The 7,525-nt window shown below is 31.8% G+C and carries 10 protein-coding genes; 4 read left to right on the top strand and 6 right to left on the bottom strand.

The features are described 5' to 3' along the window. Positions 1 to 38 precede the first annotated feature (38 nt). Positions 39 to 1,643, bottom strand: coding sequence for a chaperonin GroEL (gene groL, locus ACWOBP_RS07130; protein WP_455338098.1), 1,605 nt, complete (start codon positions 1,641 to 1,643; stop codon positions 39 to 41). 50 nt (positions 1,644 to 1,693) lie between these two features. Continuing rightward, the gene (locus ACWOBP_RS07135; protein ID WP_455338099.1) at positions 1,694 to 1,969 is read right to left on the bottom strand and encodes a co-chaperone GroES; all 276 of its coding nucleotides are present in this window, start codon (positions 1,967 to 1,969) and stop codon (positions 1,694 to 1,696) included. Between the two features lie 340 nt (positions 1,970 to 2,309). Here ACWOBP_RS07135 and ACWOBP_RS07140 point away from each other — a divergent pair, with 340 nt between their 5' ends. Continuing rightward, complete coding sequence (locus ACWOBP_RS07140; protein ID WP_455338100.1) at positions 2,310 to 3,671, top strand: NAD(P)/FAD-dependent oxidoreductase; 1,362 nt, start codon at positions 2,310 to 2,312, stop codon at positions 3,669 to 3,671. Positions 3,672 to 3,843: 172 nt separating this feature from the next. On the opposite strand, the gene mtrB is transcribed toward ACWOBP_RS07140, so the two are convergent. The 4 genes from mtrB to ACWOBP_RS07160 all read right to left on the bottom strand — a co-directional run bounded on the left by mtrB (position 3,844) and on the right by ACWOBP_RS07160 (position 6,158). Continuing rightward, positions 3,844 to 4,047 (bottom strand): trp RNA-binding attenuation protein MtrB, encoded by a 204-nt coding sequence (gene mtrB, locus ACWOBP_RS07145; RefSeq protein ID WP_003146887.1) that lies wholly within the window; start codon positions 4,045 to 4,047, stop codon positions 3,844 to 3,846. Between the two features lie 18 nt (positions 4,048 to 4,065). Next, positions 4,066 to 4,626, bottom strand: a complete 561-nt coding sequence (folE, locus tag ACWOBP_RS07150; protein ID WP_003146888.1) for a GTP cyclohydrolase I FolE — start codon at positions 4,624 to 4,626, stop codon at positions 4,066 to 4,068. Between the two features lie 69 nt (positions 4,627 to 4,695). Next, the gene (locus ACWOBP_RS07155; protein ID WP_003144688.1) at positions 4,696 to 4,968 is read right to left on the bottom strand and encodes an HU family DNA-binding protein; all 273 of its coding nucleotides are present in this window, start codon (positions 4,966 to 4,968) and stop codon (positions 4,696 to 4,698) included. Between the two features lie 179 nt (positions 4,969 to 5,147). Beyond that, a complete protein-coding gene (locus ACWOBP_RS07160) occupies positions 5,148 to 6,158 on the bottom strand; it encodes an NAD(P)H-dependent glycerol-3-phosphate dehydrogenase (RefSeq protein WP_455338101.1) in 1,011 nt (336 codons plus the stop codon). A gap of 191 nt (positions 6,159 to 6,349) precedes the next feature. Between ACWOBP_RS07160 and ACWOBP_RS07165 the strand changes: the two genes are divergently transcribed. From ACWOBP_RS07165 to ACWOBP_RS07175, 3 genes are read left to right on the top strand one after another with little or no spacing between them, the layout of a single operon-like run. Further along, positions 6,350 to 6,553 (top strand): hypothetical protein, encoded by a 204-nt coding sequence (locus ACWOBP_RS07165; protein ID WP_455338102.1) that lies wholly within the window; start codon positions 6,350 to 6,352, stop codon positions 6,551 to 6,553. A gap of 1 nt (position 6,554) precedes the next feature. Continuing rightward, a complete protein-coding gene (locus ACWOBP_RS07170; RefSeq protein WP_455338103.1) occupies positions 6,555 to 6,758 on the top strand; it encodes a hypothetical protein in 204 nt (67 codons plus the stop codon). A 21-nt stretch (positions 6,759 to 6,779) separates the two neighbouring features. Further along, the gene (locus tag ACWOBP_RS07175) at positions 6,780 to 7,397 is read left to right on the top strand and encodes a hypothetical protein (RefSeq protein WP_455338104.1); all 618 of its coding nucleotides are present in this window, start codon (positions 6,780 to 6,782) and stop codon (positions 7,395 to 7,397) included. Positions 7,398 to 7,525: the final 128 nt, after the last annotated feature.

Consider the following 7,525-nt stretch of genomic DNA (forward strand, 5'->3'; position numbering starts at 1 on the left):
TAGCCAATTATTCAAATTATTTGTTTTAGCTATTAGTTTTACATCATTGGCATTTGTGGTTGTATTGGTTCATCCTTTGAAACATCGGCTACAACAGCTTCTGTTGATAAGAATAAACTTGACACACTTGCAGCATTTTGTAATGCCGAACGCGTAACTTTCGTTGGATCTACTATTCCAGCTTTTATCATATCAACCCACTCTTCAGTAGCAGCATTGAATCCATACCCTACTTCTACTTCTTTAAGTTTAGCAACTATAACACTACTTTCTAATCCCGCATTTTCTGCGATTTGTCGAACTGGAGCTTCTAGAGCTTTTTTAATAATATTAATTCCAGTTTGTTCATCACCAGTTGCTTCTAATTTTTCAACTTCAGAAATTACTTGAACAAGTGCTGTCCCTCCACCAGGAACAATACCTTCTTCTACTGCAGCTCTAGTTGAATTTAATGCATCTTCAATTCTAAGTTTTCTTTCTTTTAGTTCAGTCTCTGTAGCAGCACCAACTTTGATTACCGCTACTCCACCTGATAGTTTCGCTAATCTTTCTTGTAATTTCTCACGGTCGAATTCAGAACTTGATTCCACATATAATGCTTTAATCTGTTGTGCTCTGCTTTCAATCTTTTCTTTATCACCTTTACCACCAACAATAACGGTGTTGTCCTTAGTAACATTTACTTTAGCAGCTTTCCCAAGCATTGTTATATTAGCATCTTTTAACTCTAAACCTAAATCATCAGTAATTAAAGTTCCACCAGTTAATATAGCAATATCTTCTAAAATAGCTTTTCTTCTTTCTCCAAATCCTGGAGCTTTTACTGCTACAACATTAAATGTACCACGAAGTTTATTTACAACAAGTGTCGCAACAGCTTCTTGTTCAACATCGTCCGCAATAATTAATAAAGGCTTAGCTGCTGCAACTACTTCTTCTAATACTGGTAAGATTTCTTGAACAGCACTGATTTTTTTATCAGTAACAAGAACATAAGGATTATCTAAATCAGCAATCATTTTTTCTGTATCACTTACCATATATGGAGATAGATATCCTCTGTCGAACTGCATTCCTTCAACTACCTCTAGAGTAGTATCAAGAGCTTGTGATTCTTCGATTGTGATAACACCATCATTCCCAACTTTATCCATAGCTTCTGAAATGAATTTTCCAATTTCTTCGTCAGCCGCAGAAATAGCACCTACTTGCGCTATTTTATCTTTAGAATCTACCGTTACGCTAATTTCACGAAGGCGTTCAACAGCAACTTTTACCGCTCTTTCCATACCTTTTCTAATCCCGATAGGATTAGCTCCACTCGTAACATTTTTTAACCCTTCAGTTATCATAGCCTGAGCAAGAATAGTCGCAGTCGTAGTTCCATCACCTGCAATTTCATTTGTTTTATTAGCTACTTCAGCAACTAATTTTGCTCCCATATTTTCATAAGGATCTTCTAATTCTATTTCTTTGGCAATCGATACTCCATCATTAGTAATTAATGGAGAGCCAAATTTTCTATCTAAAACTACATTTCTTCCTTTTGGTCCTAATGTAATTTTGACAGCATTCGCCAACTTATCCACGCCAACTTTCATGGATTGGCGAGCATCTTCTGAAAATTTTAATTCTTTAACCATGTTTCCTCCTAAATCTCTTTATTATTTGTTTGTTCCAAATAGTAATAAAATTAATCTTCAATAACCGCAAGAATTTCTTCTTCATTTACTAAATAGTATTCTTCATTTTTAAAATTAACTTTTTTATAATTATCCGAAAATACTACTTTACTTCCTGCAGTAAGTTCTCCATCATTATCTTTTGATAATAAACAACTTTCTCCTAATGCAACTACTATCGCAATATTTGAAGTTTCTTCTTTTGAAGCTAAAACTATTCCACTAGTTGTTGCTTTCTCTTCTTCTACTTTTTTTAATAATACATTATCAAATAATGGTTTAATCATATTAATAACCTCTTATAAAATTTTTTTATTTATATTTTTGTATCTACTGAAATCTATAATAAAACAAAAGTCAAAAAAAGTCAAATCAAAATATTTGCTTACTTATGAATCAAAGTAAATATAATAATCCTAATACTAAATATATGACGTAAAACAATATAATCTAGTATATAATAATACAAGAGTAAAGCGATAACAAAGCTATTTTCATCACTTTATCAATTCATATTATTTTTATATTATAGCAATATATGTTATAATGCTATTTGTATAATATTTTAATAGTAATTATACGGAAAAAAATTCAAATTATAGAAAATATTAATTAGGAGGAAAATATATGAAATACGTAGTTGTTGGAACATCTCACTTCGGTTACGAAGCTGTTCAAACTATTTTAAAAAACGAGCCTAATGCTGAAATTCACTTATATGAAAGAGGCGCTGGGGCTTCATTCATGGGTTGAGGTAGCCAATCTTATTTAGATGGGACATCTAAAGCGTTATCTGAACTACACTTTGCAACAGAGGAGTCTTACCGTTCTCAAGGTATTAACATCCACTGTAACAGCGATGTTGTAGGATTAAATTCAAAAGAAAAATATGTTGTTGTTAAAACACCAGCTGGTGAAGAAAAACAATCTTACGATAAATTATTATTAAGTCCTGGTGGAGTTGCAGTTAAACCTCCATTCGAAGGAATTGAATTAGAAAATATCCACACTTTCCGTGGCCCAGAAGATACTCAAGCTGTATACGATTGTATGCAAAACAGTAAAAAAGCTGTTGTAGTTGGTGGGGGATACATCGGTCTTGAAGTTGCAGAATCTTATGCAAAACACGGTATCGATGTAACAATCGTTGACTTCGCACCAAGAATCTTAAATACATATTTAGACCAAGAACTTACTGATATTCTTACTGAAGAAGGCGCTAAACACAACCTTAAAGTTCGTGGTGGTGAAAAAGTTCTTTCATTCAAAGGTGAAAATGGGAAAGTTACTGCTGTAGTAACTGATAAAGGTGAATACGAAGCGGATACTGTTATCGTTTCTGTAGGTGTTCGTCCAGATGCATCTTGGTTAAATGAAGAATTAGAAATGACAGAACGTGGTTTTGTTGTTACTAACGAATACTTAGAAACATCTGCTAAAGATGTATACGCAGGAGGAGACTCAACTCTTCTTCCATACGCTCCAACTCGCGGAGAATTACCAATAGCTCTTGCTACTCTAGCTCGCCGTCAAGGTGTTGTAGCTGCATTAAACGCTATGGGTACTAAAACTAAAATGCCTGCAGTAAATGGTACTTCAGCATTATCATTCTTTGATTACAAATTCGTAAGTACTGGATTATCTCAAAATGGTGTAGGTCTATATGATGGTAAAGTGGCTTCTAAATATGTAGAAGAAAGAATCTACCCTGACTTCATGAGAAAAGAAAATAATTTAGTTCACATGAAGATTTACTATGATGAAGATACTCACAGAGTTCTAGGAGCTCAATTCATGTCTAAACATGACGTTTCTAGTGCTATCGCAGCTTTATCTATAGCTATCGCATCAGACTGGACATTAGAACAATTAGCACTTGCTGATATATTCTTCCAACCAGAATTTGACCGTCCATGGCACTTTATTAACGTACTTGCTATGGCTGCTCTAGACTACAAACTTGGTGGAGCAGATAAATTACTATTCTAGTAACATGATAAAAAGTTCGCAGAAAAATCTCTGCGAACTTTTTATTCTAATTTTAATATAAATCTTTAGAATTATAAACTATATAGCCTTCATAATAATAACTTGCATCAAGCCCCTTCATATAAATCTCCCTATCATCGATTACACTTATATTAGCTTATGTAGGTTATCATTACTCCGAAATCACTTGATCTAAATTTGATACTATTCTCGCTCTTCCTTGTACTTTGAAGTTTACGATATTATCAAAAATATTTAGAATTATTACTTCTCCCTTATTTAATATTTCAAGAGCTTCTTCATTATTCGTCTTTTTCGTGATTACTTTTACATTATCGACTTCAGCTCTAATAATAATATAGCTACTTTCTTTCATAATCTACTCCTGTTTATTCTATAGCTTGATTTTATATTGAATATCTTTAACTAATTCTGTATCTTCTAAGAAAATACCAGTTTTCTTACTTGTCACTGTTTTAGAACCAATTTTCTTAATTCCACGCATGGCCATACACATATGTTCAGCTTCTATAATTACATACACACCTTTTGGTTGTAATTGTTCTTCAATTGCATTCACTAACATAAGTGTCATATCTTCTTGAATTTGAAGTCTACGACTAGCACTCTCAACAAGACGAGCTAATTTACTAAGCCCTGTAATTTTCTTATTATTTGGTACATAAGCTATGTGACAAACTCCATAAAAAGGTAACATATGGTGTTCACATAAAGAGTAGAACTGGATATCCTTTACTAAAATAGGTTCATCATTATCTGACTCGAAGAATGTATTTATTTCTTCCTTTGGATCAACATTCGTTTTAGATAATAACTCTTCATACATTTTCACACATCTTTTTGGTGTATCAAGTAAACCAGGTCTTGAAGTATCTTCCCCAATATTTTCTAATAATGTTTTTATAAGTTCTTGTGATTGTTCTTTATTTTTCAAAACTATCCTCCATTTTTATAAAAAAAAGAGCTACTAAGTAGTAACTCCTCTCTTTGAATTAAATTGTTATTATTTAACTGCGTCTTTAAGAGCTTTACCAGCTTTGAAAGCAGGAACTTTGCTTGCAGCGATTTCAATAACTTCGTTAGTTTGAGGGTTGCGTCCTTTACGAGCAGCTCTTTCTCTAACTTCAAAGTTACCAAATCCGATAATTTGGATTTTTTCACCTTTAGCTAAAGTTTCTTCAACTGTTTCTACGAATGCTTCGATAGCTGCAGTTGCTTGTTTTTTTTGTAGTCCTGATTTCTCAGCAACTTTTGAAATTAATTCTGATTTATTCATTAATTCTTTACCTCCATTATTGAGTAACGGTTCATCCGTTTCACATATTAAATATTACCATATAAAATACTAATAATCAAGGCTTTATTACCGATTTTTAGCGTTTTTTAAGCATTTTTATTATATTTTTAATAATTCATTTAATTTTTTCTATTTATACAATAATGTCTATACCTATTTTATTCAAATTTGTTTAACTCTTCTGCTGCCATTTTATTCATTAGATTATTAACACATTCTTTTATGCTAAGTCCTTCATAAAGTACTTTATATATATTTTCTGTAATAGGCATATAAACACCATATTTTTTTGATAGAAAATAACAAACTTTTGTAGTTCGTACCCCTTCTGCAACCATATCTAATTTTTTAATAGCTTCTTCCAATGTGTATCCTTGACCTATTAAATAACCACAATTATAGTTTCTTGAATGCTTAGATGTACATGTCACTACTAAATCACCAATTCCTCCGAGTCCCAAGAAGGTCATTTCATCAGCTCCTAGTTTTTTTCCTAATCTTGTTATCTCGATTAGTCCACGTGTTAATAAAGCCGCTTTGGCATTATCTCCATAGGCCATTCCATCAATCATTCCACATCCCAATGCAATTATGTTTTTTAGTGCCCCTCCAACTTCAACACCTATTATGTCTTTATTAACATAAATTCTAAAATATTTATTGTGAAAGATTTTTTGAGCTATTCTATTTAATTCATCATTTTCTGATGCTATTGCAACAACAGTTGGATTTCTTAATATTAATTCTTCTGCATGGGATGGTCCACTTAGTACCCCTACTCCTTTTAATTTATCACTATCAATTTCATCAGATATCACCTCTGACATTCTTTTGTTAGTTTCCATTTCTAAACCTTTAGATACATGGATAATAAATTTAGGACGTTCTAAATATTTATTTATCTCTCTCGAGATTTCTCTCATAACTTTTGTAGGAACCGCTATAACAATTACATCTGCAAATTCTACTGTTTCTTTTAAATCACTTGTTGCTACTACTTCTTTTGGTAAAACAGCTTTTTTTAAATACCTACTGTTAGTATGATTTTCATTTATTTCATCTCTCGATTTTTCACTTCTTGAATATAAGAGTAATTCATGTCCATTATCTACAACTGCTTGAGACAGAGCAGTCCCCCAACTTCCTGAACCTATCACAGATATTTTCATTGTTTTATCCTCACTATAAATTATTATTAATTTAATTATATCAAATTTTCTAAAAATATACATTAATTTTACTTATAAGTTTACTAACATAATGACTAAAAACTTAACAATAACATGGGATAGTTACAATACTATTATTTTCTTAAAAACTATGATATAATTTAAGCATAATAAATAAAGGAGGTAATTTTATGAATTGGTTTGAAATTACTTTAATTGATGGTAATCGTGGCTTAATTAACCTAAACAATATTGTTGATATTTGGAAAGAACTAAATGCTGAACACGCTACTATTACACAAGTAAATGGTGATGAACTTGAAGTGCCAGCTTCTGAATATGACAGACTAAAACGTGCATTAGATATGAAAGGTTATGTATTAGGAGGATTCTAGTATGGCTAGATTTTTAAAGATATTCCTTACCTTACTTACAATTACATTAATTGGATTTGGTCTATATTATTATTTTAACAATGATACAAATGATAACAAAGTTGATGATAAAACTAACATAGAAAATACAGTGAAAAGTGAAGCAAACTCGCAAGAAAATGTTGAAGGAACTGTAATCGCTAAACATAGCACTGAAAATAATTAGTTTATATGAAAGGATATCGCTATGAAAAAAATTTCATTCAAAAAATTAACAAGCTTGTTTTTAACTTCTACATTAATTTTTTCTACAATAAGTGCATCAAGCATCAATTTAATTGAAGCCAAAGGCTCTTCTGCAAGACCAAGTGCCTCTAGATCTAGTTCGAAACCTAGTTCTTCTAAACCATCTAGTAGTAAACCTAATTCAAAACCGACTAGCTCTACAGCCAGCAGTAAACCAACTACAAGTACTACAAAAAACTTCACAAAAAATTCTGGTGGCACTTATAATAAAAACTACAATAGTTACAATAATCAAGGATATAAAAGACAGTATACAGATTATATAAATGATAACTACAGAACTAATGGATTCTTTTCTGGTAGCACGATAACTAATGCCCTTTTATGGTATACATTATTTAACTCTGCAACTTCTCACAACCATGTGCAAGCTAGTGATAAACAAAAAGAACTAGTAGATAATGTGAAAGATTCAAAAGTCCCTGTATATATGCTTGAAATTAAAACTAAAGAAGGAGATACAAAGCACATCACTGTCACAAAAGAACAATATGAAAAAGTTAAAGAAGGAGATAATATCTCTTTAAAAGACGGTAATCTAGAAATTAAAAATCAATAAAAAAATAATGACCACCCCTGAAAAGGGGTGGTTTTCTCTTCGGGTATAACCCTTTGTTACTAACACGCACCTCAAGGCGCTGGCTTTCACATTCGTTCAAGCCCTATTGTATTTTGACGCCCGCTACC

The organism is Gemella parahaemolysans (genome assembly GCF_053758945.1).